Source organism: Paenibacillus macerans, assembly GCF_050565405.1.
Classification (GTDB): Bacteria; Bacillota; Bacilli; order Paenibacillales; family Paenibacillaceae; genus Fontibacillus; species Fontibacillus macerans_B.
Map to the genome: position 1 here is coordinate 1 of NZ_JBNYYG010000055.1, position 24,412 is coordinate 24,412.

The 24,412-nt window shown below is 56.7% G+C and carries 19 protein-coding genes; 5 read left to right on the top strand and 14 right to left on the bottom strand.

What is annotated here, in order from left to right; all coding sequences use genetic code 11:
- From ACQ4N8_RS22780 to ACQ4N8_RS22790, 3 genes are all read left to right on the top strand, one after another.
- Window positions 1-237 (top strand): hypothetical protein (locus tag ACQ4N8_RS22780; RefSeq protein WP_430706672.1); only part of this gene is annotated, 237 nt, incomplete at its 5' end.
- On the top strand, window positions 201-437 hold the full coding sequence (locus ACQ4N8_RS22785) for a hypothetical protein (protein WP_430706641.1): 237 nt from the start codon (window positions 201-203) through the stop codon (window positions 435-437). The genes ACQ4N8_RS22780 and ACQ4N8_RS22785, both read left to right, overlap by 37 nt.
- A 401-nt stretch (window positions 438-838) precedes the next feature.
- A complete protein-coding gene (locus ACQ4N8_RS22790; RefSeq protein ID WP_430706642.1) occupies window positions 839-1,471 on the top strand; it encodes a polysaccharide deacetylase family protein in 633 nt (210 codons plus the stop codon).
- Between the two features lie 200 nt (window positions 1,472-1,671).
- Here ACQ4N8_RS22790 and cobA read toward each other — a convergent pair whose 3' ends face one another.
- The 4 genes from cobA to nirB form a co-directional block, all read right to left on the bottom strand.
- Window positions 1,672-2,445: a uroporphyrinogen-III C-methyltransferase gene (gene cobA / locus ACQ4N8_RS22795; protein ID WP_430706643.1), complete on the bottom strand. Its 774-nt coding sequence runs from the start codon at window positions 2,443-2,445 to the stop codon at window positions 1,672-1,674.
- Window positions 2,442-3,305, bottom strand: a complete 864-nt coding sequence (locus ACQ4N8_RS22800) for a formate/nitrite transporter family protein (protein ID WP_430706644.1) — start codon at window positions 3,303-3,305, stop codon at window positions 2,442-2,444. The genes cobA and ACQ4N8_RS22800 overlap by 4 nt, the downstream gene beginning before the upstream one ends.
- Before the next feature lie 34 nt (window positions 3,306-3,339).
- Window positions 3,340-3,654, bottom strand: a complete 315-nt coding sequence (gene nirD / locus ACQ4N8_RS22805; RefSeq protein ID WP_430706645.1) for a nitrite reductase small subunit NirD — start codon at window positions 3,652-3,654, stop codon at window positions 3,340-3,342.
- Window positions 3,655-4,145: 491 nt separating this feature from the next.
- Window positions 4,146-6,578: a nitrite reductase large subunit NirB gene (gene nirB / locus ACQ4N8_RS22810; protein WP_430706646.1), complete on the bottom strand. Its 2,433-nt coding sequence runs from the start codon at window positions 6,576-6,578 to the stop codon at window positions 4,146-4,148.
- Window positions 6,579-7,024: 446 nt separating this feature from the next.
- Here nirB and ACQ4N8_RS22815 point away from each other — a divergent pair, with 446 nt between their 5' ends.
- Window positions 7,025-7,630, top strand: a complete 606-nt coding sequence (locus tag ACQ4N8_RS22815; RefSeq protein ID WP_430706647.1) for an ANTAR domain-containing response regulator — start codon at window positions 7,025-7,027, stop codon at window positions 7,628-7,630.
- 416 nt (window positions 7,631-8,046) lie between these two features.
- On the top strand, window positions 8,047-9,126 hold the full coding sequence (locus ACQ4N8_RS22820) for an anthranilate phosphoribosyltransferase (RefSeq protein ID WP_430706648.1): 1,080 nt from the start codon (window positions 8,047-8,049) through the stop codon (window positions 9,124-9,126).
- 309 nt (window positions 9,127-9,435) lie between these two features.
- Here the strand turns inward: ACQ4N8_RS22820 and ACQ4N8_RS22825 are convergent, their stop codons facing one another.
- The 10 genes from ACQ4N8_RS22825 to ACQ4N8_RS22870 all read right to left on the bottom strand — a co-directional run bounded on the left by ACQ4N8_RS22825 (window position 9,436) and on the right by ACQ4N8_RS22870 (window position 24,265).
- Complete coding sequence (locus tag ACQ4N8_RS22825) at window positions 9,436-10,419, bottom strand: aldo/keto reductase (protein WP_430706649.1); 984 nt, start codon at window positions 10,417-10,419, stop codon at window positions 9,436-9,438.
- Window positions 10,420-10,608: 189 nt separating this feature from the next.
- Entirely contained in the window at window positions 10,609-12,684 is a 2,076-nt protein-coding gene (locus ACQ4N8_RS22830; RefSeq protein ID WP_430706650.1) for an alpha-glucuronidase family glycosyl hydrolase, read from the bottom strand.
- Window positions 12,685-12,769: 85 nt separating this feature from the next.
- Entirely contained in the window at window positions 12,770-13,783 is a 1,014-nt protein-coding gene (locus ACQ4N8_RS22835) for an endo-1,4-beta-xylanase (protein ID WP_430706651.1), read from the bottom strand.
- Between the two features lie 195 nt (window positions 13,784-13,978).
- Complete coding sequence (locus ACQ4N8_RS22840) at window positions 13,979-15,511, bottom strand: glycoside hydrolase family 43 protein (RefSeq protein ID WP_430706652.1); 1,533 nt, start codon at window positions 15,509-15,511, stop codon at window positions 13,979-13,981.
- On the bottom strand, window positions 15,512-16,471 hold the full coding sequence (locus ACQ4N8_RS22845; RefSeq protein ID WP_430706653.1) for a carbohydrate ABC transporter permease: 960 nt from the start codon (window positions 16,469-16,471) through the stop codon (window positions 15,512-15,514).
- A gap of 2 nt (window positions 16,472-16,473) precedes the next feature.
- Window positions 16,474-17,439 (bottom strand): ABC transporter permease, encoded by a 966-nt coding sequence (locus ACQ4N8_RS22850; RefSeq protein ID WP_430706654.1) that lies wholly within the window; start codon window positions 17,437-17,439, stop codon window positions 16,474-16,476.
- A gap of 73 nt (window positions 17,440-17,512) precedes the next feature.
- A complete protein-coding gene (locus tag ACQ4N8_RS22855) occupies window positions 17,513-19,219 on the bottom strand; it encodes a sugar ABC transporter substrate-binding protein (protein WP_430706655.1) in 1,707 nt (568 codons plus the stop codon).
- A gap of 127 nt (window positions 19,220-19,346) precedes the next feature.
- Window positions 19,347-20,876: a response regulator gene (locus ACQ4N8_RS22860; RefSeq protein WP_430706656.1), complete on the bottom strand. Its 1,530-nt coding sequence runs from the start codon at window positions 20,874-20,876 to the stop codon at window positions 19,347-19,349.
- Window positions 20,866-22,581: a sensor histidine kinase gene (locus ACQ4N8_RS22865; protein WP_430706669.1), complete on the bottom strand. Its 1,716-nt coding sequence runs from the start codon at window positions 22,579-22,581 to the stop codon at window positions 20,866-20,868. The genes ACQ4N8_RS22860 and ACQ4N8_RS22865 overlap by 11 nt, the downstream gene beginning before the upstream one ends.
- A 136-nt stretch (window positions 22,582-22,717) precedes the next feature.
- Window positions 22,718-24,265 carry a response regulator transcription factor gene (locus ACQ4N8_RS22870; protein ID WP_430706657.1) on the bottom strand — a complete coding sequence of 516 codons (1,548 nt, stop codon included), beginning with the start codon at window positions 24,263-24,265 and terminating at the stop codon, window positions 22,718-22,720.
- Window positions 24,266-24,412: the final 147 nt, after the last annotated feature.

Here is a 24,412-nt window from a genome sequence, read left to right on the forward strand (position 1 = left end):
CAGGAAATGAACCTGCTGATCGACGTCATTCGCGCCGTGCGGAACATTCGCGCCGAAGTCAACGTGCCGATGAGCAAGAAGGTCGGCCGGACCGGCTCGCCGTCCGGCCGTCGCTGCGGCGCAGCGATGTCCCCGATCTGCCGCTCATCGCGCAGATCGGTCTGCTGGACGCCGGCGCGCGGTTCAGCTGCCGGTACGCCATGGTCGTCTCGCTCTACGGCGAAGACGACCGGCTGATCGGCCGGGCGGCGGCTACCGGCACCGTTCCCCGCGCGGGCGAGGACGTGCAGCGGCTCGCCTTCCCCGAGCCGCCGCCTGCGGCCCACGCCGCCCCGGCCCCTTCGGGTCGCCGGGCGGCCGGTCGCTACAAGCTGAAGATCGCCCTGACCTGGGAAGGCGGCCAATCGCGCGACTACGTCTCCGAGTGGGTTCTCTGAATCGCCAGGAGTCCGCATTAAGAATTCTGCGGACAGCAAAGCGACTAACCTAGTAGACGTTTCCTGAAATAACGTGAGCAAACCGGCAAGCAAAAGTTTGGAGAAGCTACAAAGCTAGCCGGTTGAAAGCCTCAAGCGAGAAGATAAGGGAAAAAAATGGCGTTATTTCTGCGATCTTCCCCATGTTGAGCGAAATAGAGGAATTTTATGGCGCTATTTTCGTAAATCGCTAGGAAATCACAGTTTTTTCACCGTTCATTAAAAAATAAGGCTAAAAAGTTCCGCTATTGGTGATGATCAGGCTCAAATTCGGAAAATAAGCCCCTAAAGTTCCGCTATTTTCGAACGTTATTTTCGGGACACGCTTCTTACCCTTACCAAGCTAAAGGAGATGCATACACATGCCAAGCTACCAAGTGATCGATGAAGTTCCGATTCGGGAAAAAGCCGTAGCCTTTACGTTCGACGACGGCCCGAACCCGCTATACACCCCGCAGGTACTCGAAATCCTCCGGGAAGTCCGGGGAAAGGCGACCTTCTTCATGATCGGCACGCAGATGGAGAAGAGCCCCGAAACCGCGAGGGCCGTCCACGAGCAAGGCCATGAGATCGGCAACCATACCTATACGCACCCGCATCTGCCTGAGCTCGGCCCGGTGGAATGCCGCCGGGAGCTGAAGCAAACGGAGGAGCTGATCGTGCAGGCGACCGGCGCGAAACCCAAGGTATACCGGCCGCCGTACCTCGATACGAACGAGCCGGTGGCAGCCATCACGGCCGGCGAATTCGGCTATCCCGCCATCGGGGCGGTCAACGGGGCGGCCAAGGACTGGGAGATGCCCGGGGTCCGGCACATCGTGGACAAAACCAGAGAACAGGTCCGGCCGGGCAGCATTTTGCTGTTCCACGACGGCTTCGACGACCGTTCACAAACGGTAGAGGCCATCCGAATCCTGGCCCATGAATTAACGGAAGAAGGGTACCGGCTCGTGACGGTGAGCGAACTGCTCGCCTTGAGCGCCGAGGCGAAGTAAAGGCACGCCAGCCCCGCTAACGTTCCCGCCTCAGGTTCGCAAAAAAGCCAAGAGATCGCGTTTTTCGCGCGGCCCCTTGGCTTTTTGCTATTGCCTTGCATTGGCGTTATTGCCACAGGATTTATCCCTTGCACCGCCTTTTATGCAGCAAACGAGCTGTTCGTCATGCGAGGCGAACTAGGCAAACTCCTTCAACCATTTCAGGAACCGTAATACGCTTCCGCCTGGCGTTCAAACTGCTGAAGCTGCTCGCGGACGGCGGCGACCTCGCCGACGATGATCAGCGCCGGATTGCTCAGCTTCACCGCGGCGGCCAGTTTGTGCATGTCGCCCAAGGTGCAGGTGAAGGTGCGCTGCCTGCGGGTCGTCCCGCCTTCGATCAGCGCCACCGGCGTGGAGGCCGGTTTACCGTGGCTGAGCAGCTCGCCGCGGATCTCCTTGATCTGGCCGACGCCCATGTAGATTGCCAGCGTATCGACGCTATGCGCAAGCAGGTCCCAGCGAACCGGCCGGTTGTCGCCGTGGCAGCGGCTGCCCGTCACGCAGGCGAAGGAAGCGGCCACGCCGCGGTGCGTCAGCGGCACCCCGGCGGAAGCCGCCGCGCCCAGCGCCGACGTAATGCCGGGAATCACCTCGAACGGGATTCCCCCGGCCGCCAGCGCCAGCGCCTCCTCGCCGCCGCGTCCGAAGACGAACGGATCGCCGCCTTTCAGGCGCACCACCCGTTTGCCTTCCAGCGCATATGCGATCAACCGGCGGTTGATCTCCTCCTGCGGGACCGCGTGCTGCCCCGGAGCTTTGCCGCAATAGACCAGCTCCGTCCACGGCCCGGCATACGCCAGCAGTTCTTCGTTTACGAGCCGGTCGTACAAAATGACCTCGGCCTCCCGCAGCCGCTTCACCGCCTTAATCGTGATCAACTCGGGATCGCCCGGCCCCGCTCCGACGATGCATACCGTTCCCGGCTCGGTCATAGGCGTTCCCCCGCCACGACCAAGGCGCCGCGCTCCGGTACTTCATCCTTGCCGCGGTGCTCCGCCTTGGCCGGGTGTATGCCTTTTTGCGAGACGTACAGCATCAACCCGGTAAATACGACGCCGCCCAGGAAGTTGCCGATTAATACGGGAATCTGATTCCACAGCCACCAATCCGCAAAGCTCACGTTCGCCCCCAGCATCATCCCCGCCGGAATGACGAACATATTGACGACGGCGTGTTCGAAGCCCTGCGCGAAGAAGATCAGGATCGGCAGCCACATCGCCGCGATTTTTCCGGACGTCGATTTCGAGGTCATCGCCATCACCACGCCCAGCGTGACCATCCAGTTGCAGAGCACCGCCTTGATGGTGACGAGACCCAGTCCGCTTGCGCCCATATGTTTATAAGCAAGCGTCTTGGCTTCGCTGGTCTGGATGAGCGTCTGTACGAGCGGATGGCTCATATCGGTGCCCATTTTCGTAATTGTCAGTCCATACAATATCGCATAAACGGCGCACCCGATCAGATGGCCGAGAATGACCCAGCCGAAATTCGCCAGCATGCGGGACAGCGGGATTCTCCGCTCCAGCAGGGCTAGCGGGATCAACGCGAAGCTGCCGGTCACGAGCTCGAGGCCGAGCAGCACGATCATGACGAACCCGACGGGAAACACCAACGCCCCGACGATCCCCAGCGTCGTCTGCTGCGTCGCGGTAAACGCCAGTGTCGTGGCGAAGGCGAGGATCGCTCCGCCCAAAAACCCTTTCACCAGCATTTGCAGGATGCTGAGCTTTGCTTTATTTTCTCCCGTCTCGATCATCGAACCCAGTACTTCCCCCGGTTTGACGTAATCCATGGTTCGTCCACTCCTTTGTCTATGGCGAAATCATCTACAGCGATATATAAATAGCTCCGGTTGCTTCATCCACTTCGGTTTCGTATACGGTCACGGCGCCGTGATCCGGCTCCTGCACGCGGCCGCTGTGCAAATCGATCTTCCAGTCATGGAGGGGACAGTGCACGTTCGAGCCGCACACCATCCCTTCCGACAATTTCCCCGCTTTATGCGGACAGCGGTTTTCCATCGCCCGAACGCTGCCGTCGCTGAGACGGAAGATCGCGATCTCTTTGCCTTCGATCATGGCCGTCCGGGATCCCAACCGGTCGATGTCATCCAAACGGGCTACCTGTATTTTTGTCAGCATGGTCTCTTCCCCCTACTTCTCTTATTAAAGGTAGTTCAAAAAGTCATTTTTCGATCACGATGCTATTCCAGAAGAGGACTCGACATCGAATCTTGAATTCAGCCGGGCCAAGCGGAGGCTTCCGAAGCCGGTTCCTGCGCAGCTTCCGGCGAGCTAACGGACACCAGAAACGCTATTGGCCCGCTTTAGGGTAGTCTCCGATTCTAACGGACCGTGGAGACCTTATTTCGGTCAAAAGCGGCGAAATGGCCGCCATGAGAGCCCAATAAGGTCTCTGGAGTCCGTTACAGCGGGAAATAGCCGGGAAATGGGCAAATAGGGTCTTTACGGTCCGTTACGCAGCCGCGCTACCGAGTGTCAGTGTCCCTGGCTTCATCCGACCTCAAGCGTTTTGAAAAAACGCGCTTCGAAAGCATAGGCTTAGTGTTTTGCAAACGCACATCGGAAGCCTAAGCTTCGGTGCTGAAAACCTGCCTTTTGAACACGCAGTATTATAAGTTTTGCAGCTGAACATTTTCCAGCGGTTCGAAGTTTTTGCGCAGCTCTTCGTTTTCGATGATTTCCTTCCATGGGTCGGTCGTCCGGCTGAGCGTCTCTTCGATCCGGGCGGCCAGCGCCTGCCGTTCCTCGGCGTTCTCCAGCACGGTCTTGATCGCCTCCAGCCCGACGCGTTCCACCCACCCCGCGGTACGTTCGTTCCAGCTGGCTTGCTCGCGGTAATGCTGCAAGAAGGCGGCCGTCCATTCGATCACCTCGTCTTCGGTCTTCACGGTGCAGAGCAGCTCCGCCGCCCGGACCTTCACGCCGCCGTTGCCTCCGACGTAGAGCTCCCACCCGCCGTCGATGGCGACGACGCCAAGGTCCTTGATCGTGGCTTCCGCGCAGTTGCGGGGGCAACCCGAGACCGCCAGCTTCACCTTGCCCGGCGTGTTCAGCCGCTCGAACGCTTTCTCCATCCGGATGCCCATGCCGATCGAATCCTGGGTGCCGAACCGGCAAAAGGTCGAGCCGACGCAGGTTTTCACCGTACGTAGCGCTTTGCCGTACGCATGGCCCGAGGCCATGTCCAGCTCTTCCCATACCTTCGGCAGGTCCTCTTTCTTGACGCCGAGCAGGTCGATCCGTTGTCCGCCGGTGAATTTCACCATCGGTACATTGTATTTCTCCGCAACCGCCGCGATCCGCTTGAGGTCCGCCGGAGAGGTGACGCCGCCGTAAATGCGGGGCACGACGGAGAACGTGCCGTCTTTTTGGATATTCGCATGGTAACGTTCGTTGGCGAAACGGGACTCTTTTTCATCAACGTATTCGGCCGGCCACAGCATGCCCAGGTAGTAGTTCAGCGCCGGACGGCATTTGGAGCAGCCCTCGGCCACGCGCCATTCCAGCACGTTCATGACCTCTTTGACGCTCTTGAGGCCCATCTCCTTAATGCCGGCGATGATTTCCTCGCGACCGAGCGGCGTGCAGCCGCAGATGCCTTCCTTCGCCTCTTTGACATCGCCTTCCGCATATAGATGCAGCAGCCCTTCCACGAGCGGCTTGCAGCCGCCGCAGGAGCCGGAGGCCTTGGTGCAGGCCTTGATCTCGCCCACGCTCGAGCAGCCGTTTTTCACCGCATCGACGATCGTACTTTTGGTTACGCCGTTGCAGCCGCAAATGATCTCGTCGCCCGCCATCGCCGCCAGCTTAGCGTTGGGCGAAACGCCCGCCCCTTGGCCCGGGGTATATCCGAGCAGCAGTTCCTTCTCTTTGCCGGCCACCGATTCGCCGCTTTTGATTTTGGCGAACAACGAGCTGCCGTCCGTCGTATCGCCGAACAACACCGCGCCGACAAGCCTGTCGTCCTGGAGCACGATTTTGCGGTACGTGCCTTCGAGTTCGTCCTGGATGCGCAGCGAGCGGGTTCCCGGCGCATCGTTGAAGTAACCGGCGGAGAATACGTCCACGCCCGAAACCTTCAGCTTGGTGGATGTGACGGAGCCTTCGTAGCCCGCCGTTTCTACGCCGACCAGGCGCTTGGCCAGCACGCTGCCCTGCTCATATAGCGGGGCGACCAGCCCATAGGCGATGCCGCGGTGCTCGGCGCATTCGCCGACCGCATAGACGCCAGGCGCGCTCGTCTCCAAGTAGTCATTGACGATGATCCCCCGTCCTACGTCCAACCCCGCTTCCTTGGCCAGCTCGATGTTAGGTTTGATGCCCACGGCCATAACGACGAGATCGGCCGCCAGCGTGCTGCCGTCGGCGAATTCCAACCCCTCGGCGCGGCGTCCGCCGTAAATGCTTGCCGTTTGCTTCTGCAGCAGGAATTTCATGCCCTGCGCCTCCAGCTCAAGCTGCAGCATCCGCGAGGCCGGCTCGTCGAGCTGACGTTCCATTAAATAAGGGTGGATATGCACGACGGACACGTCCATGCCCAGATGCAGCAGCCCGCGGGCCGCCTCCAGCCCGAGCAGTCCGCCGCCGATGACGGCGGCCTTCTTATATTTGCGGGACGCCTCCATCATCAGTTCGCAGTCTTTGATGTCCCGGAACCCGATGACGCCTTCTTTGCGCGCCCCCGGGATCGGCAGGATAAACGGATTGGAGCCGGTTGCCATGATCAGCACATCGTAATCGGCTGCGGTTCCCGATTCCGATACAACCTTCCGGTTTGCGGTATGAATCTGCGCCACGGCATCGCCCAAGTGCAGCCGGATCCGGTTTTCCCCGTACCATGCCAGGTCGTTGATCACGATCTCCTTCATATCCGCCCCGCCGGCCAACACCGAGGACAGCATAATCCGGTTGTAATTCGGGTGCGGCTCCGCGCCGAACACCGTAATTTCATAAGCATCGGGGGCCAGCTTGAGCACATGCTCCACCGTCCGCATCCCCGCCATTCCGTTACCGACCAGCACCATTTTTTTCTTCTGGTTCATCTCCGTCTCCCCTTTCGGTTATCGCCAAAAAAACAGAAAAAGCCCGCTTCGCCAGCAGAAAGACACGCTTTCCGTGGATGGCGAAGACAGGCTCCATTGCCGCTTCCTCTCGGATACCCCATTGTATCCGACATTTTAATATTGAATTGATAAACTTTGAAAAATGCAATTGGTTGTCATTTACTATATAAAAGGATTGCGTCAATGTCAATATACATTACATAAAATTAAATATACAAATTTTTATGTTAGTTTTTATAACATTTGTATTGATTTTTCTGAAAAAAGGCGCGAAAATACATTTATCATTTAAAATTCAAACTATGATGTGAGTTTTCTTTCCGCAACAAATCAACCCCATTCGTCTTAACCCTTTTCCGCTTTAAAGCCGCAACCACCCTCTGGGTATAGAAAAGTTCGTCATGGATAGGAGGGATTACCTCTCGATGCGCTTCTTATTAGTCATTCGCGAAGCTATTGTGCCCGGGGCCGTTCCTTCGGCTCCTCCGAAGCCTTTGCCCTTGGCTGAACCCGAAATCATGCTGAAAACGAGCGGGTATCAGGTTCTCGCCTCCTGCCAGGAATCGCAAATCCGCAAAAGGATCCGGGAGATCGATGCCGCCGTGCTCGACATGCCCATGGGGGACATCGAGCGCTGGGGCGAGCTGCTGCTGAAATGGAAGGCGCTCCCGCTACTCTGGTGGTGCAGTCCCGAAGTGGCGGCCGCCTCGCTGGAAGCCTGCGAAACGGAGGTGCCGATCGACGGCCTCCTCACCCCCAGCATGACCGCGCAGGAGGTCCATTGGACGCTGCATTTCGGCGCCAAGCGTTTTTTTGAACGGCAGGCTTGGCAGGACGAAAAGGCCCAACTGGTCTCCCGGCTGGAGGAGCGGAAATGGATCGATATGGCCAAAAGCATCCTGTGCGACGTCAACAAGGTGTCCGAAGCGGAAGCTTACGACATGCTGCGCAAGCGGGCGATGAACGAACGCAAACGGATGGTGGATGTGGCGACCTCGGTCGTCAAAGCCCACCAGCAATTGAAATTTTGAGAAGTAGTTCAACAGAAGATGATTCGACGCCGAATCTTGGATTCAGCCGGGACTAGCGTATGCTTCCGAAGGATGTATCCTGCACAGCTTCCGGCAGGCTAACGGACACCAGAAGCGCTATTGGCCCACTTTAGGGTAGTTTCCGATTCTTAACGGACCGAGGAGATCTTATTTCGGTCAAAAGCGGTGAATTGGCCGCCATGAAAGTTCAATAAGATCGCTGGAGTCCGTTACGGCGGGAAATAGCCGGGAAATGGGCAAATAAGGTCTTTACGGTCCGTTACGCAGCCGCGCTGCCAGGTGTCCCTAGCCATCCAACTAAAGCGTTTTGAAAAAACGCACATCAGAAGCATACGCTTCGGTGCTGAAAAACGAAACTTTTGAAATTTCGATGATAAATAAAAGGAGGGCTCCCGATGACGATGACAGAGATCCTGAAGGAAGTAGGCCGAGGTAAAAGAGGCGCCCGCGATTTGACTTACGAAGAGGCGGCGTCGGCAGCCGAGCTGATCGTTAGCGGTGAAGCGACATCGGCGCAAATCGGCGCGTTTTTCATGGCGCAGCGGATCAAGCTGGAGAGCGTCGACGAACTGAAGGCGTTCGTGGCCGTCTTCCGCAAACACGCCCACCGTTCGCCTATTCCGCAGGGGCTGGACTGCGCCGGACCTTACGACGGCCGGACCACCTCCTATATGGCGACGTTCGCTACCTCTTTCTTGCTCGCCGCCGGAGGGCTGCCGGTCACGCTGCACGGCACCCGTACGCTCCCGCCTAAATGGGGCGTAACGCTGACCGATCTGCTCGGCGAGCTGGGCGTCGACGGCAGCCTGATGGAATGGGCGCCTTCCGCCCGTCCGGCGGATTTCGCCGGCGTCCGGTTCGTGCCGGCGGAGGTCTGGTGCCCGCCGCTCGCGAAGCTCCGCCCGATTCGCGAAGAACTGGGGCTGCGGACGATTCTGAATACGATCGAAAAGCTGTTGGACTACAGCGATTCCCCTTATTTGGTCTACGGCGTATACCATAACACGGTATTTGACCGGATGGCTCAGCTGATCCAGGAGTTCGATTACCGCAAGGCGCTGATCGTGCAGGGGGCTCAGGGCTCGGAGGACCTGTTCATCGACCGGCCGACCCGGACGTACGTGGTCGACGGCGGCCAAGCAAAGCTGCATTTGATCGATCCGGAGACGTACGGTCTGGATACCCCGCTGCCGGAGGAACACGAGGCGGCCTGGACGGCGGCCAAGCAGCTGTCCGTCACCGAACAGGTGCTGCAGGGCAAGGCGCATCCGGCCTATGTCAACCAGGTGCTGCTGAACGGGGCCGTCCGCCTGGAGTTGGCCGGACGCGTCGATTCCGTCGAGGAAGGCATTTACACCTGCAAGGCGCTGCTGGATAGCGGGAGCCCGTGGGATACCTACTGCAGCTGGCGCGATACCCTGCGCATGGAGCAAGCGGCCAACGCAGAACGCGCAAAAGCCCCCCATCAAGCCTGAATCAGGCTGGGTGGGAGGCTTTTGCGTTTGGAAGCGATTCTGGATCCGCTCGCAGCCCTTGGTCTAAAATAGCGGTAAATAATACCCTTATTTCCAAAATTACTCGAGTTGCTTTAAATAAGGGAACTTTTTGGCCTTATTTTCGGGATAAGCGGTCAAAACTGCCCTTATTGCCGCCCTCCCCCAAAAATAGGGCCCTTTTATTCCCCTATTTGCCCGGAAAGCATGGAATGGGGCGATATAAGGCCACTTTTTTCCCTTATTTCATGGGAAAGCGAATCCACCCTGCCCCGAGCCGATCCAAACCGATCAGTACGCTCCGCGAATATGCTGCGCCACTTCGTTTTGGTAAAAAGCGGCCAACCGCAGCAGTTCGGCTTCGCTGAACGAAGGCACGCCGATCGCCCCGAGGTTGTCCTCGACTTGGCGCACATTGCGGAAGCCGGGAATCGCGCAAGTGACTTCCCGCTGATCGAGGATCCAGCGCATCGCCGCGCGGGCCATGTCGCCCCGGCCTTCGGCGATCCACTCCAGCTGCGCCGCCAGCTCCACGCCCTTGGCGAACGGGAGGCCCGCAAACGTCTCGCCGACGTTAAACTGCTCGCCGTTGGCGTTGAAGCTGCGGTGGTCGTCCGCGGCAAACGTGGTGTCCGGCTTGAATTTGCCGGTCAGCAGACCGCTGGCCAGCGGCAGCCGGACCAGGATGCCGACGCCGGACTCCTGCGCCTTCGGCAGCAGCTGCGTAAGCGGTTTTTGGCGGAACAGGTTGAAGATCACCTGCAGCGCTTTGACGCCGGGAACGTCCAGGCAGAACAATCCCTCCTCCACCGTTTCCACGCTGACGCCGTAATGACGGATTTTGCCCTCGGCCTGCAGCTTGTCCAGCACCTCGAACACGCGCCCGTCCTTCAGAACCTCAAACGGCGGGCAGTGGATCTGGTACAGGTCGATGCGTTCGCGCTCCAGCCGCTTCAAGCTGGCTTCGCAGTACGCCCGGACGCGCGCTTCGGAATAGGTCTCGAGATCGTGAATATCCCCGGCCCGGCAAAACTTGGTGGCGACATGAATCTCATCTTCCTTCCCTTTCGTCGCTTTGGCCAAGAGCCGCTCGGCATGCCCGTCCCCGTATACATCGGCCGTATCGAAGAAATTGACGCCTTCCCCGATCGCTTTATCCAGGCCTTTCAAAGCCTCTTCATCATTCGTGTTGCCCCAGCTTCCGCCGATAGCCCATGTGCCGAAGCTGACTTCGCTGACCTGCAGCCCGGTATTTCCAAGTTCCCGGTATTTCATCGGTTTATCCTCCTCAAATTTTGTAAGCATAGACTTCATTGCGATACTTCTCGGGAAGCACGTGTGCGTGAACCCGAGCCAATAGGTTGCTAATACTGTCAGAGAGGCCCTTCCAATAGGAAGGACCTCTCTCATTTTACACTGAACGCGCTCCCGAAATAAAGCGTTTTCCCCTTTGCTTTTCCCCGCCTAATAAATCGTTCTGCCCTCCGCATCCGGCACCCCGGATTTTCGGAAGAAATACGTGTTGATCACGTCCCTCCAATGTTTGGCATGCTCGGCCTGTTCGGCGAGCCGGGCCGCTACCGCCGCATGCCGCACCGGATCGACGTAGTCCCGCAGTCCCGGCGCATCCCAAGTCCGCTTCAGTTCTTCCGCCGCATCGGCTCCGGCAAAATGCGCGTCATAGATATGCTGGATGACCGTTTTCCCCGAGCGCAGCCGATGGTTGTAAGGCACATGGTGGAAAAACAGCAGCAGCTCATCCGGGCATCCTTCCAACGAATCGTACATTTCCCTGTTCGGGCTGAAATACTGCGACGAGTACCCCGTCCCCGTCGCTACCGTCCGGTCGACCCCAATTCCGTCCCGGTCGGCAAAATGATACGTTCCCCAGCGCGAGTACTCGTACCCGTCCACATCAGGCCCGTAATGGTAATGCGGCACCACCATCCAACCTACGCCCAGCGGCGCCGTATAGCTCTCGTAAATCGGCCACGAGGCCATCAGCATTCGCGTGATCGTGCCCATGACGACCGGATCCGTGCCGAAGGTGAGACCGGTCCATTCCTCGGCCACCGCTTCCGCGGACAACCTCGGGTTCCAGGTCAGCCGGCCATACCCGAACAAATTCGCCTGTGCCAACGGATGTCCCGTCCAGCAATCATCGTTGCCGATGTTCGACACCGCCGCCACGCCGCTGTATTTCATGCCGAAGATGGAGCCCGCCACCACTTGCTTGACCGTTGCCCTCTCGTCCGCGGCATGCGTCTCGAAGTCCAGCACCTGCTTCCATTGCGGAACCAGATAGCAAAGATGGCGTTGCTGTCCCGTATACTCCTGCGTAATTTGGAATTCGATCATCTGGTTCGTCTGCCGCATCGCACCGAACAGCGGCGAAACCGGCTCCCGGACTTGGAAATCCATCGGCCCGTTTTTGATCTGCAGCAGCACGTTATCGCGGAATTTGCCGTCGAGCGGCTTGAAGTGATCGTAAGCGGCCCGCGCCCGATCAGTCGAGCGGTCCCGCCAGTCCTGCATGCAGTTGTATACGAAACAGCGCCAAATGACGAGCCCGCCGTACGGTGCCAGCGCATCCGCCAGCATATTGGCGCCGTCGGCATGGTCCCGCCCGTAAGCGAACGGACCCGGACGATGCTCGGAGTCGGCCTTCACCACGAACCCGCCGAAATCCGGAATATGCCGGTAGATCCGCTCTGCGGTTCCCGCCCACCACCGACGTACGCCGTTATCCAGGGGATCGGCCGTGTCCAAACCGCCAACCGAAAGAGGAGCGGCAAAATTGGCACTAAGAAACAGCGTTATGCCGTACTCGCGAAATACCTTGGCCACACGAGCAACCTCGGGCAATCCTTCTTCGGTTATAAACCGCGTCTCCCGTTCATGGACATTCACATTATTGATCGAGATCGCATTGATCCCCACCGAAGCAAGCAAGCGTGCGTAGTCCCGAATCCGCCGCATATCCCGCACGATCTCCCCGTCCCGGTAAAAAATCGATCCTCCTGCATATCCCCGCTCGATCGAACCGTCCGCATTATCCCATTGGTTGATCATTCGCAGTTGGTTGGCCGGGCGTTCCTCGGCCGCCAAACGTTCCGGCTTAAGCCCCCGCGCGATGGCGAAAAGCAGGTGGAACACGCCGTACAGCACTCCCGCCGGCGAGCCGCCCGTCAGTTCCAGCCGCTCGCTACCGCCCGCTGAAACGAACCTCAGCGCGTAAGCGTCCCGGCCGGTTTCCCAACGTCTTGAGACGGCACCCGCCGACTCTTCCGCCGATTCCGATTCCGTTCGCACGGTCAAGCAAGGTCCCTCCGCAGGGATCTCGTTCAGCATCACCGGCGTCAGTCCCAACATCGCTTGCACTCCTGCCATCAGCTCGCTCACCGCAGTGGCCAGCACGCCGGAAACCTCCCCGGCAACGGCTACGCTCCCAAGCAGCCGCCTATATTTGAGGAACGCCGCCCCCTCCGGCTTCGCGCCGTATTGCAGCCAGGCTTTATATAATGAGCTCTCGCTTATCATCTGAAGTTCCTCCCATGGAGTGCCTTTAGGTAATCAGGAAGGAACACCCCCGCCGGAGGGCGCTTCTTCCTCGATAGCACGAAGGCTATTTTGCGGCCAGCGCGGCGACGCGGTCGTATGCCGCCTTCGGCCGGTGCCGGGCGTCGAACAGAAACGGCCAGTTCTTCCGGCCGCAAACCGGGAAATCGTCCAGCCACGTATAGTCGTCCGCCGCCCCCCAGAAGGTGACTCCGCTGATTACGTCCCGGTACTCCTTCAGCAGCCGGAACACGGCTTCATAGACTTCGGCCTGGCGCTCCATCATTCCCGGCTCGGGCTGGATCAGGTCGGTTCGCTTGTCGTCGAATCGAAACATCGAAACATCCAGTTCCGTGAGTTGAAGCTGCAGCCCAAGGGAAGCGTACTTCTCGATCGCCGCCCGGATATCGTCCAGGGACGGATCGAACAGGTTCCAATGCGCCTGCAGCCCGATCCCGTGGATCGGCGCGCCCTGCTCCAGCAGGGACTTCGCCAGCGCATAGATTTTATCGCGCTTTTGCGGATTCGATTCGTTGTAGTCGTTATAAAACAGGACGGCCTGGGGATCGGCCTCATGCGCATATTCGAACGCCTTGGCGATGAACGCCGGACCGGCGGTCTCCGTCCACTTCGAAGTGCGCAGCGGGGCTTCGCCCTCATCGGCGATAACTTCATTGACGACGTCCCAAGCATAGATATCGTCTTTGTACCGGCCAACCACCGTATGGATATGCTCCCGGATACGCTCCATCAACGCCTGTTTGGTGACCGGCCCGCCCTGGCGATCCCGAAACAGCCAGTCGGTCGTCTGATTATGCCAGACCAGCGTATGTCCGCGCATGGCCAAACCGTGCTTCCGCGCGAAGTCGACCAACCGGTCGGCAGCCTCAAACGTATAGGTATCTTCCTCCGGGTGAACGCTGGCAAATTTCATCTCGTTTTCGGCGGTGATACTGTTGAAATGATGGGCCAATAGATGCTCCTGCGTCCGGATCGTCAACGGATTGACCGCCGCCCCGATTTTGAAGTCGTTCGCAAACAGTTCCTTTAGCGCCGGCTCCGCCGGATGGATCTGTTTCATGGATTGCTGCCTCCTCCGTCTGTATAATGTTTTGCGCAAATGAGACCCATCCCCAATATCCGTTAATTTAACGGGACTTGCTCCAGCTAATCTCTACGCTAACGCTACTTTAGGGACTATCTGCTTGACCTCCGGGGGTGCTTTGGGATTGCTTTAGGATTACTTTGGAATCCCCCCGGACTCCAAGGATCGCCATCAGCCGACCTCAAACCAGTCAAAGCAAGCCCGCCCGGCGCAATCAACCCCGTTCCCCGTCGCATACAAACCGATGACCACGCCGGTAAAGCACATCTTGCGGACGAAGTCCTCGGGGGACAGCACTTGGGCGGTTCCCGTCGCCAGCTCGTTCCACTCCAGACCGTCCAGGGAATACAAAAGCGCATAGGAGGTCAGAGCCGAGCGAATTTTCAAATACACCCGATCCGTGTCAATCGGCACCTCCGCCGCGATTCTCGATTCACCCCGGACCGTCAGCCTGGCGGCGATCTTCTTGCGGCCGTCCTCCTGCTTCAGATAAACCTCGTAATGGGCGAACTCATCCCGACGGGCGCATAAGCCGGCTTCCTCCCCGTCCCGGACGCCCTCGAAATGCAGGAGGGTACTCCATTCCGCTTCAACCTGCTGCTGCCTTCTGCCGGCAAAAGCGACCGGGCTTACGTCGTTCAAACCGGCGGCGAGCCCTTTCAGCGCCAGCCAACCCGGCCGTTCGCCCAGGGACCAGCTGTCCTCCGCCGGATTCCGAAGAAACGTCCAGGCCGGCGAGAGCTTGCGATCGTCAAAATCGTCCTTGCCTGTCGTCGAAGACGCCGGCGTCGTTCCCGGCACCCGCGGTACGCTCATTTCGAGCTGCACGGTACCCTCGTTATTGTCGATCATTGGCCAGCCGTCCTCGGTCCAGGCGACCGGCGCCAGGAACGTTTCCCGGCCAAGCACGCTATAACCGGAATCGACCAGCCGCACGCCGAGGAACACGGCCCACCAATCGCCGCCCCGATCCTCCACCAAATCGGCATGTCCCAGATATTGAATCGGGTGCTCGATGCCGCGATGGGTCAATATCGGTTGCGGGTACAGCTCGAATGGCCCATAGGGATTGGAGCTGCGGCCGATGATTTCCCGATGCTCCTTGGCCGTGCCGCCAGAGGCGGTCATGATGTAATACATCCCGCGAATTTTGTACAGATGAGGACCTTCCGTCCATGGGCCCCCGTCGCCTCTCCAGATCACCACCGGTTCGGTCAGCGCCTTGCCGGTCTTGATGTCGATTTCGTATTGGATCGCATGGGAGTCCAGATCCGCGCCCTGCTGCGCCGTCACGTAAACTTTGCCGTCGTCGTCGAACATCAGCGACGGATCGATCCCTCCGTACGGGATCCGAATCGGGTTGGACCAAGGGCCGGCGGGGTTCGTGGCCGTTACGTAAAAATTGCCGATCCCCCGCACATCGGTCGTGATCATGTAGAACGTGCCGCCATGAAAGCGGATCGTCGGCGCATAGATCCCGTCCGAGCTTAAGGAGGAGCGAACGTCCAGCTGGCTGGACCGGTCGAGCACATGCCCGATTTGCTGCCAGTGGATCAGGTCCCGGCTGTGGAAAATCGGCACGCCCGGAAAGTATTCAAACGAGCTGTTGATCAAATAAAAATCATCCCCGGCCCGAGTGATGCTCGGGTCGGGGTAAAATCCGGGTAAAATCGGATTCGAATAGGAAACCGCCGATGTATTCATCTATTCTTTAACACTCCCTACGTTAAGTCCGACGACAAAGTATTTTTGCATGAACGGATAAACCAGGAGGATCGGAACGGAAGCCACGACGGTTACGGCAGCCCGGATGGATAACGGGGTTACCATCGATATCGCGGAATCCTGGGTCACGCCCGCCCCGTTGGCTACGGCAGGATTGCTGTTCGCATTCATGCTGGAGGACAACAGCTTCATAAGCTCGTACTGCAGGGTACTGAGCTCCTGTTTCGAAGAGGTGTACAGGAAAGCGTCGAACCAAGAGTTCCAGGCGCCTACGGCCACGAACAGCGCGATCGTCGCAAGCACGGGTTTGCACAGCGGGAAGATGATCGTCCAGAAGATTTTGAAATCGCCGGCGCCGTCGATTCTCGCCGATTCCACCAGACTTTCGGGAATCGTCCCGATGTAAGTGCGGATGACGATCAGGTTAAACGCGCTGATCATCGAAGGAAGCACGTATACCCAGAACGTGTTGATCAAATGCAGGTCCTTCATCAGGAAGTATCCCGGAATCAGACCGGCGTTAAAGTACATCGTCAGCACGAAGATGAACGTGATCGGCTTGCGAAATACGTATTCCCGCCGGCTTAGCGTATAAGCCAGCATCGTCGTCAGGAAAATGTTCAGAATCGTCGACATCACCGTTCTCGCCACCGAGATGACAAACGCGTCATAAATCGTGCCGGACGCGAATATCGCCTTGTAGTTCTGCAGCGTAAATTGTCTCGGCCACAGGTAGATCCCGCCGCGGATCGTATCGTTGCCGGCGTTCAAGGAAACGACGATCGTGTTCAAGAAGGGATATAACGTGACTACGACCAGAAAAATCATGAATATCGTATTGAACGTATTAAAAAGAATCGGCTCAATTCGGCTTCTACCTATCCGTCTATTGAGAGCAGCAGCAGATACTCGCTCTGGGCTGATCGATTGGTTCGCCATCTCTATAACAGCCTCTCTTCCCCTAGTCGCTTAGCCATCCAGTTCGCGAAGAGCAGCATGGTTACGCTAACGACCGTTTTGAATATACCGCCGGCGGTAGCCAGTGAGTAGTTGCCTTGAGCAATCCCGTATTTCAGTACGAAGATATCGATCGTTTCCGCCCAGTCGACGACCAGTCCGTTGCCGAGCAGGTACTGAACCTCGAAGCCGGCTTCCAGGATATGGCCGATGGACATGATCAGCAGGATAACGATGGTTGGTTTAATGCCGGGAAGCGTGACATGGAACATCTTCCGGTAGCGGCTCGCCCCGTCGATATCCGCGGCTTCGTATAGAGCCGGGTCGATGGCTGCCATGGCCGCCAAATAAATGATCGTGTTCCAGCCGACCTCTTTCCAGACGTGGGATGCGCCGACGACGCCCCAGAAATACTTGCCTTCGCTAAGCCAAAGGATCGGTTCGCTGATTAGATGCAGCCTCATCAGAATATCGTTGACGATCCCGTCCGAAGCCAGGGTAGTAGCAACGATCCCGGTCACGATGATCCAGGACAAAAAGTGCGGAAGATAAGAAATCGTCTGTACGGTTCTTTTCCAAAAAATCTTCTTGATTTCATTGAGCAACAAAGCTAAAACGATAGCCGTTACAAAGCCCAGCACCAGGTTGATGATACTCATCCCGAGCGTGTTACGCAGCACGCGCAGAAAGCTGTCATCCGTAAACAGAAACTTGAACTGCTTGAAGCCGACCCAATCCTGCTGACCGAAGCTTCTGGCGGGCTTGTAATTTTGGAACGCCATCGTCCAGCCCCATACCGGGACATAAGCAAATAATATGATATAAGCCAATAACGGGACCGACATAAAAATCAGTTGCCGCTGACTTTTGATGAGGTACCAGGTTATCCGCTGCCGTTTTCTCTTTTTCGCTTTCGGGACGATGTTTTCTTTCGTCAAAGTCTCATCCATAATCGTTCTCCCCACAAAGCCTATTATTTTGGAAAGTGGAAGGCTTGGCGCCTTCCACCTTCAGATGAATGGTTTATTTTACGGTCCAGCTGTCGATTCTCCATTTCAGCACTTCGTTGATGCGATCTTCATAAGCTTTCACGTTCAGTTTGCCGATTTCCCCAGTGTATTCGCTCCAAGCTTTGTCGAAATCGCCTGGATTCGCCAGAATGGCTTTCGGCAGATATTTGGTGGACAAATCGTTCAATTTGGTATTGACGATTTTGGCATCGGACCCTTCCACCAGGTCGACGGACCAGGCCGGGTAATAAATCGGGTTCTCCGGAGCCGGGCTGAAGAAATCTACGTAGGTGTCGTAACCGTAAGCTTCCAGGAATTTCTTGTCGTACTCTTCCAGAGCCGCTTTGAACTCTTCGGGCTGGGCAGCTGCATCCGTGGCGTTGCCGTCGCTGAAGTATCCTTGCATTTTCGGGCTGAAGCTGTAAAGCGTATCGGCTTTGTTCGCCAGCTTCCAGGTCGCATCCGTGAATCTGTCGCGTTGCTCTTGCGTTTTCATGAAGCGGCCTTCTTCATTGACGATGAAATCTTCGCCTTCGATGCCCCAGGCGAGAATTTTTTGCCAATCTTCCTGGATCAGACGATCCCACAGCTTGAGAATTTGCACGACTTTCTCTTTGCTGGCGTTGACGCTGATGCCGAAGCCGTTGTTCAAGTTCAGCGCCGGACGGTCCAGATAATAGTCTTTGGTGTTTGTATCATACACCAGCGGCAGGCCAACATAAGTTCTGTTGTGTTTATCCTGCGTAATCAAAGCGTTCTCGGCGCTTTGGAAGTTCCAGTGCTGGTCAAACATCCCGAGCACGGTGCCGCTGGAAATTTTCGCTTGATATTGGTCATAGTTTTGCGTAAATGCTTCTTTATCGATCAAACCTTGCGCATTGACTTCGTTCAGCTTTTGATAGTATTGCTTCGCGTAGTCCTTGTCGGCGAATATTTCCGCTTTGCCGTCGTTGACTACGACGCCGCCGTCGTTCGGATGGCCGATCAAATGCTGCGGAGCGTTGAACAGGCCCCAGTTTCTCCAGTCATAGTTCAGGATTTCAAAGCCGATCGTCGGGCTGCCTTCGATCGTCGGATTCTTCTCTTTGTACTTGGCGATCAGATCAAAATATTCGTCAAGCGTTTTCACTTGCGGGTATCCGGCATCCTCCAGCACCGCTTTTTGAATCCAGAAAGCCGGTCCCGCGTACCAAGAGCTGCTCACCTCACCGTTATAGGCGCCATAGTTCGGCAGCGTATAGATATGGCCGTCATTCGGGTCTTTCATCATGTTCCAGTATTTCTCGTAATGCTTTTTCAGGTTGGGCGCATGCTCTTCGATAAGGTCTTCCAGCGGAATGAACGCGCCGGCCGCGGTCAATTTCGTATTGGCGGTCATAATATCCGGATAATCGGAGCCTGCGATCATCACGCCGAGCTTTTGGTTGATGTCCCCGGCAAGGAATTCGAACTTGAACGTGGCGCCAAGCTCGTCCTTAATCTTTTGGTAGATCTTGTTGTCGGCCGTCGGCTGCTGACCGGCTTCCCCGATAAACGCGGTGATCTCGAACGGTTCAATCTTGTCGCCGGTATTGTTCCCGGTCGCTGTCTGATTGCCGGTATTGTCGTTCCCCGCCTTGGTCGCATCGTTGTTGCCGCCGCCGCATCCCGAAAGGATGACGCTGAGCGCTAACAGCATGATCACGCTGAGCCGGAGCATTGATTTGGTCTTGCCCCCCATGTAAAGCACCTCCGTAATGATATAGTTGAGTACAAGGAAATGAAAGCCCTTTCATCAACTTATCTTTATTGTAAAAGCGCTGCCAATTCGGAACTAGTTCACAATTAAAGCTTTAATATTCAAAATTTTAGTTCCTGTTTCTGTATTCGTTAGGCGACATTTGTATTCTTTTTTCGAACTGTTTGAGAAATTGCCCATAATTGGCATACCCCACCCGTTCGGCCACCTCGCCGTTGTTCATCTTGCTGTTTTGCAGCAGCTTTAGTGCTTCTTCAATACGGAGATTATGAATCATCTCGTTGAAATGGATGCCGTTTTTCTTCTGCAGCAGCTGTCCCAGATAGACCGGATGCAGGTAAAAAACCTCCGCCAGCTTCTTGATCGTCAAGGACTCGCGGAAATGCTCCCGGATATATCCGTTGATGTCTTGGACGATCCCCTGGGAATGCTGCAGTTTGTCCTCGAGCAGCAGGTCGATGCATTCCAGCCCGAAGGAGCGCAAATGGTTCATCAGCTCCCGCATCGTCCATACCTCGCCGGGAATGGCGCGAATATGGTATTTATCAAGGATCCCCTCCGCCCCTCCCGGGATCTCCTTGAGATATTCGCTTATCGTGTAAGCCAAATGGATCGACAGCTTTTGGACGATCTCCGGCGCGATGTACTGTTCCCGAAAATTAGCCGCCGCGGAAGTTACCGCTTCTTCAAAGCCGGTTTTGTCCAACAGCTGGATCGCTCCCACGATGTTGTCCACCAGCTTCACCTGGTCGTACTGATAGTTGAACGCCCGTCGTTCCACTTCGCGATAAGCCAAAATTCCGGTGTCCCCGGGGACATAAAAGCGATGGGGCGCCGCCAATTTGGCCTGGCGGTATGACTCCGCGATGTCCTGCAGGGGGCGATGGCCTTCCCCGATGGCCATGAATGCCCGGTATCCGCGGTACCGGCTCTCCAATTCCCGAATCCGGGAACGGCCATCCTGTCCTTCCTGACCGGGGGCATAGCCGAATACAAGCCCCAGCCCGCCCGCTTCCAGGTCAACCAGGTACATCGCCTCATGGGATTCGGCATACGCTGCGGCAAGTTCCCTTACTTCCGCATAGGCTCCAATTTCCGCCTGGATCAAGCCGATATTCCAAGCCTCGCGAAGTTCCGAGAGGCCGTCGATCATCCTGCCGTCCCCGGCTTTCTTAGGAGTCCGATGCAGCAGTCCTTTGATCAGCAGCGCGGCCTCCTCATAGGAGGCAATCCGGTTCATGCGCTGCCGGCCCCGCTCCTCCATCAGCTCTTTATAGATCGCTCCCAGCTCCTCCGAGGCCGCTTCTTCGTCGATCGGCTTGAGCAAATAGCGCGTGATGCCGAAGCGGAGCGCTTTTTGCGCATATTGGAACTCGCTGTATCCGCTGACGATCGCAAAGCTGACCGGACGGCCGTTTTGCTTCTGCCAAGCTTCGATCATCTCCAAACCGTCCATCACCGGCATCCGCACGTCCGTTACGACCAGATCCGGCTGCAGTTCCCTGATCTTCTCCAATCCCTCCGCGCCGTTGCTGCCGGTGCCGCAGACGTCGAAGCCGAGTTCCGGCCAGTTGATCCATAGCTGCAAGCCTTCCAGCGCCGCCGGCTCGTCGTCCACCAATAGAACTTTAAACCTCATGTCTTTCCTCCCTGTCTGACTCTTCCTGATGTTCCAGCAGCCGGATCGGGATTTCGAAGGACACCTCCGTTCCCTGACCCGGCTTGCTGTTGATATCGAAGCGTACCTGATCGTTATAATACAGTTCAAACCGGCGGTATACGTTGCGGATGCCGATGCTGTTCCCCGAAGTGTTCTCGCTGCGTACCGATAACAGCATTTCCCGCAGCTGCTCGGGCTCAATGCCCTTGCCGTTGTCCGAAATGACGATGCGCAGCCTTCCGTCGGACACCGCCGCCTTGACCTTCACGAGTCCGAGACCCTGAACGGCTTGAATCCCGTGTTTGCAGGCATTTTCCACCAAAGGCTGAATGCTCATTTTCGGGATTTTATAGTGCAGCGCCTCCTCCTCGATCTCGAATTCGTATTCGAATTTATCCCGGAAGCGAAATTTCTCGATTTTCAGATACATGTCGATGAATAGGATCTCTTCCTCCAGCGTGACCAGATCCTCCTTCCACCGCAACAGCCGCCTCAGCAGCTTGGACAGGCTTTTGATGATGTCCGTCACGTCGGAATAATTGTTTTTGGTGCACACGACCAGGATGGCGTTCAGCGTATTGAACAGGAAATGCGGGTTCATCTGGCTCTGCAGGAAGCTTAGTTCCGCCCGCACCCGTTCCATCTCCAGGCTTTTCTGCTGGATTTCCAGTTTATATACGTTGTTGATCAGCGAGTTGATCCTGGCGGTCATCATGTTGAAATTGCGGATCAAGCCGCCGATCTCGTCCCGCCCTTCATCGATCTTGATCAGATCGAATTTCTCGTTGGTCACCTTCTGCATATGGCGGGAAAGCCGTTTAACCCGGTAGTGGTACGATCTCAGCATCACGTAGATGAAGATCGACGTAAAAAAAGTAATAACGGCCGCCAAAAGTCCGACGAACAGCCGCATGTCGAGCATCGCCTTCGAAACCCGGGTTCCCTGCGGAATGCCGATCAACCGCCATCCCTTGACGTACCGCGCATTGCCGATGGATACGGTCTCGACCCCCTTCTTCTCATCCTCCGGCGTGATCGTGAATTTGGGGTAGCCTTCGGTAGCGGCTCTTCGATAACCGCTGTTTTCGGATACGATGATTTCGTCGTTTCCGTTGACTAGGTACAGATCGAGGTAATCGCGTTCCCGGACAATGACGTCATAGATTTTGCTAAGGTCGATGTCGATCCGCAGCAATTTTTCGAACGTACCGTCGGAATCGTAATAATCCATTTGCTCGATGACGCTTAAATACGGCTCGATATTGGCCCGGTTATTCGCTTGCGAGGCCCGGTACGCGGCGACCATGACCGGATCGGTCGAGGTCTTCCATAATCGGTACCATTCGCTGCCCATGACCTCGTCGTTAATGATATGGTAGTTGCCGCCGGGGACGATCGTGGGGTTGGCCGTGTAAATGCCGATCCGTAAAATCTGATTGTTGACCGGGATATAGCTGGTCACCCGGTTGCGCAGCTGTTCGTCGAACGTTTCGTAGAAATCCAGTTGCCCCGAATAAGTCCGGTCCAGCGTCTCGTACAGCGTCTTATCCGTATTCAGCGCATGGCTGACGGCCACGCCCCCGTTGATGAAATCGAGGATGTCTTTCCTCGCCCGCTCCAGGGAAATATCCAGGTTCTGCTGCTCGCGCTCCTTGATGAAATCGGACATCCGGCCCATAAACATCAGGTTGATGACCAGAATCGGCAGCAGTACGCCCAACAGATAGATCAGCAAAAATTTGGTGTTTAGCGGGATATCGTTGACCTTCCCGCGAAATCTCAATCCATTTCTCCCTCTTCCCATACTGGCACTCCCCAACTTAATCTACTGGCTTGGCTTCGGCTTCATGCTTATAGGCGGAAGGCAGCACGCCGGTTGCCTGCTTGAATTTGCTGATAAAATAATCCGTGTTCGGATACCCGACCTGCAGGGCGATCTCGGAAATTTTCATTTGGGTGCGCTTGAGCAGCCGTTTCGCTTCCTCGATTCGCTTTACGTTCAAATATTCGTTGAAGGCCTTGCCGGTTTCTTTCTTAAACAATTGTCCCAGGTAAGTCGGGTTGAGGTGAAACCTCTTGGCCAGACTTTGCAACTGCAGCTTGCTCCGGAACTCCTCGTCCACGAACTGGATCACTTGATAAATCGTATTTCCTTCGTTCCGCCGACGCAGCCCGGCAATCAGCTGGGAGGCTTCAAGGCTCAGCCGCTGCGAATAATGCTTCAGGGCAAGGTAGTCGTTCATGCCGCCCAGGTTGCCGCAGGCTTCCTGCATCCGCACCATAAAGGCGTCGGCATCTCCGTTTAGCTTGGCGATATTCCGGCATAAGGTCAACTCCATATTGGCCGTAAACGCCCGGATGGCCTCGACGTCCGCATGGCAGCAGGCGAAAAAACCGAAGGTCTCCTCGACCAAGGCTTCAAGCTTGCCGGGAGAACCTTCAAGGACCTCGCCCAGCAAACGTTTGAACTTCTCTTTGAATACGTCGTCCGTCTTAACCGGCTGCGGGTGCGGGCAGTGCAGGAACAGTCCCGTTTTGCCCTGGCCCCGCTTCGCTCTGCTGATATCCAACGTTTGCAGATACAGCTCGCGAATCGAGCGGATGCCCTTCCCCGCCTCGCTGACCGCGACGATGACGGGCTCCCGCAAATCCGCCAGCCCGCCGCAAATCGCCAGCCCGATCTCCTCCAGACGCGGTTTCGGCATATCGTCCGTACGGACGATGATCCCGGTCCGGCCCATGCCGTCCTGGAAGAAACGATCCTCCTCCTTCGGAAAAAAGGCCCTGATCCGCTGTGACAAGTCCTGCGCCTGACCGTCCGCACCCGCATCGACCAACACGCATTGAAGCCCGGGTTCGCCTTGAAGCCGAAGGGTGCCGGCCGCTTCCCGTTCCAGCTCGGCGCCCTCTTCCCCCTGCACCAGCCGGTTCAGAATATTGTTCATGAACAGCGACCGCTTGCGGGACAAGCCTTGCTCCGCTTCCCGCTCTTCGGCGATTTTGAGGCCGAGCCGATCGAGTATCGCCTCAATCTCTTCTTCGTCGATCGGCTTAAGCAAATACTCGGCCACTCGCTGCCGCATCGCCGTCAAGGCATAGCTAAAATCGTCGTATCCGCTTAGTATGACGAATTTGGGCGGTTTGGCCAGCAGCCTTTTGCTTTGTTCGATCAATTCCAGGCCGCTAATGACCGGCATGTTAATGTCCGTTACGACCAGCTCGGGCCTCAGCTCCTGGATCATGGCCAGCGCATGGGGTCCGTCCAGGGCTTCGCCGCACACCTGAAAGCCGTGCTTTTCCCAATTCACCATCGTCCGCAATCCTTCCAGCACCCATGGCTCATCGTCCACCAGAAGCACTTGCAGCATGTCTAAGATCCCTCCTCTGCACATGGTCTTCCTGTATATAAATGCTACACCAACATGTAAGCGTACTCATTTTTATGCTAGCATACTAGTACAACAGTGAAAACCAAAAAGTTGCGGCATGAGAACCGGCTGCGGGAGTGTGGCGTG

Bases quoted from the DNA above. Each gene is read 5' to 3' on its own strand.
- ACQ4N8_RS22785 (WP_430706641.1), top strand. From the start codon at position 201: ATGGTCGTCTCGCTCTACGGCGAAGACGACCGGCTGATCGGCCGGGCG.
- ACQ4N8_RS22790 (WP_430706642.1), top strand. From the start codon at position 839: ATGCCAAGCTACCAAGTGATCGATGAAGTTCCGATTCGGGAAAAAGCC.
- cobA (WP_430706643.1), bottom strand. From the start codon at position 2,445: ATGACCGAGCCGGGAACGGTATGCATCGTCGGAGCGGGGCCGGGCGAT.
- ACQ4N8_RS22800 (WP_430706644.1), bottom strand. From the start codon at position 3,305: ATGGATTACGTCAAACCGGGGGAAGTACTGGGTTCGATGATCGAGACG.
- nirD (WP_430706645.1), bottom strand. From the start codon at position 3,654: ATGCTGACAAAAATACAGGTAGCCCGTTTGGATGACATCGACCGGTTG.
- nirB (WP_430706646.1), bottom strand. From the start codon at position 6,578: ATGAACCAGAAGAAAAAAATGGTGCTGGTCGGTAACGGAATGGCGGGG.
- ACQ4N8_RS22815 (WP_430706647.1), top strand. From the start codon at position 7,025: ATGCGCTTCTTATTAGTCATTCGCGAAGCTATTGTGCCCGGGGCCGTT.
- ACQ4N8_RS22820 (WP_430706648.1), top strand. From the start codon at position 8,047: ATGACGATGACAGAGATCCTGAAGGAAGTAGGCCGAGGTAAAAGAGGC.
- ACQ4N8_RS22825 (WP_430706649.1), bottom strand. From the start codon at position 10,419: ATGAAATACCGGGAACTTGGAAATACCGGGCTGCAGGTCAGCGAAGTC.
- ACQ4N8_RS22830 (WP_430706650.1), bottom strand. From the start codon at position 12,684: ATGATAAGCGAGAGCTCATTATATAAAGCCTGGCTGCAATACGGCGCG.
- ACQ4N8_RS22835 (WP_430706651.1), bottom strand. From the start codon at position 13,783: ATGAAACAGATCCATCCGGCGGAGCCGGCGCTAAAGGAACTGTTTGCG.
- ACQ4N8_RS22840 (WP_430706652.1), bottom strand. From the start codon at position 15,511: ATGAATACATCGGCGGTTTCCTATTCGAATCCGATTTTACCCGGATTT.
- ACQ4N8_RS22845 (WP_430706653.1), bottom strand. From the start codon at position 16,471: ATGGCGAACCAATCGATCAGCCCAGAGCGAGTATCTGCTGCTGCTCTC.
- ACQ4N8_RS22850 (WP_430706654.1), bottom strand. From the start codon at position 17,439: ATGGATGAGACTTTGACGAAAGAAAACATCGTCCCGAAAGCGAAAAAG.
- ACQ4N8_RS22855 (WP_430706655.1), bottom strand. From the start codon at position 19,219: ATGGGGGGCAAGACCAAATCAATGCTCCGGCTCAGCGTGATCATGCTG.
- ACQ4N8_RS22860 (WP_430706656.1), bottom strand. From the start codon at position 20,876: ATGAGGTTTAAAGTTCTATTGGTGGACGACGAGCCGGCGGCGCTGGAA.
- ACQ4N8_RS22865 (WP_430706669.1), bottom strand. From the start codon at position 22,581: ATGTTTATGGGCCGGATGTCCGATTTCATCAAGGAGCGCGAGCAGCAG.
- ACQ4N8_RS22870 (WP_430706657.1), bottom strand. From the start codon at position 24,265: ATGCTGCAAGTGCTTCTGGTGGACGATGAGCCATGGGTGCTGGAAGGA.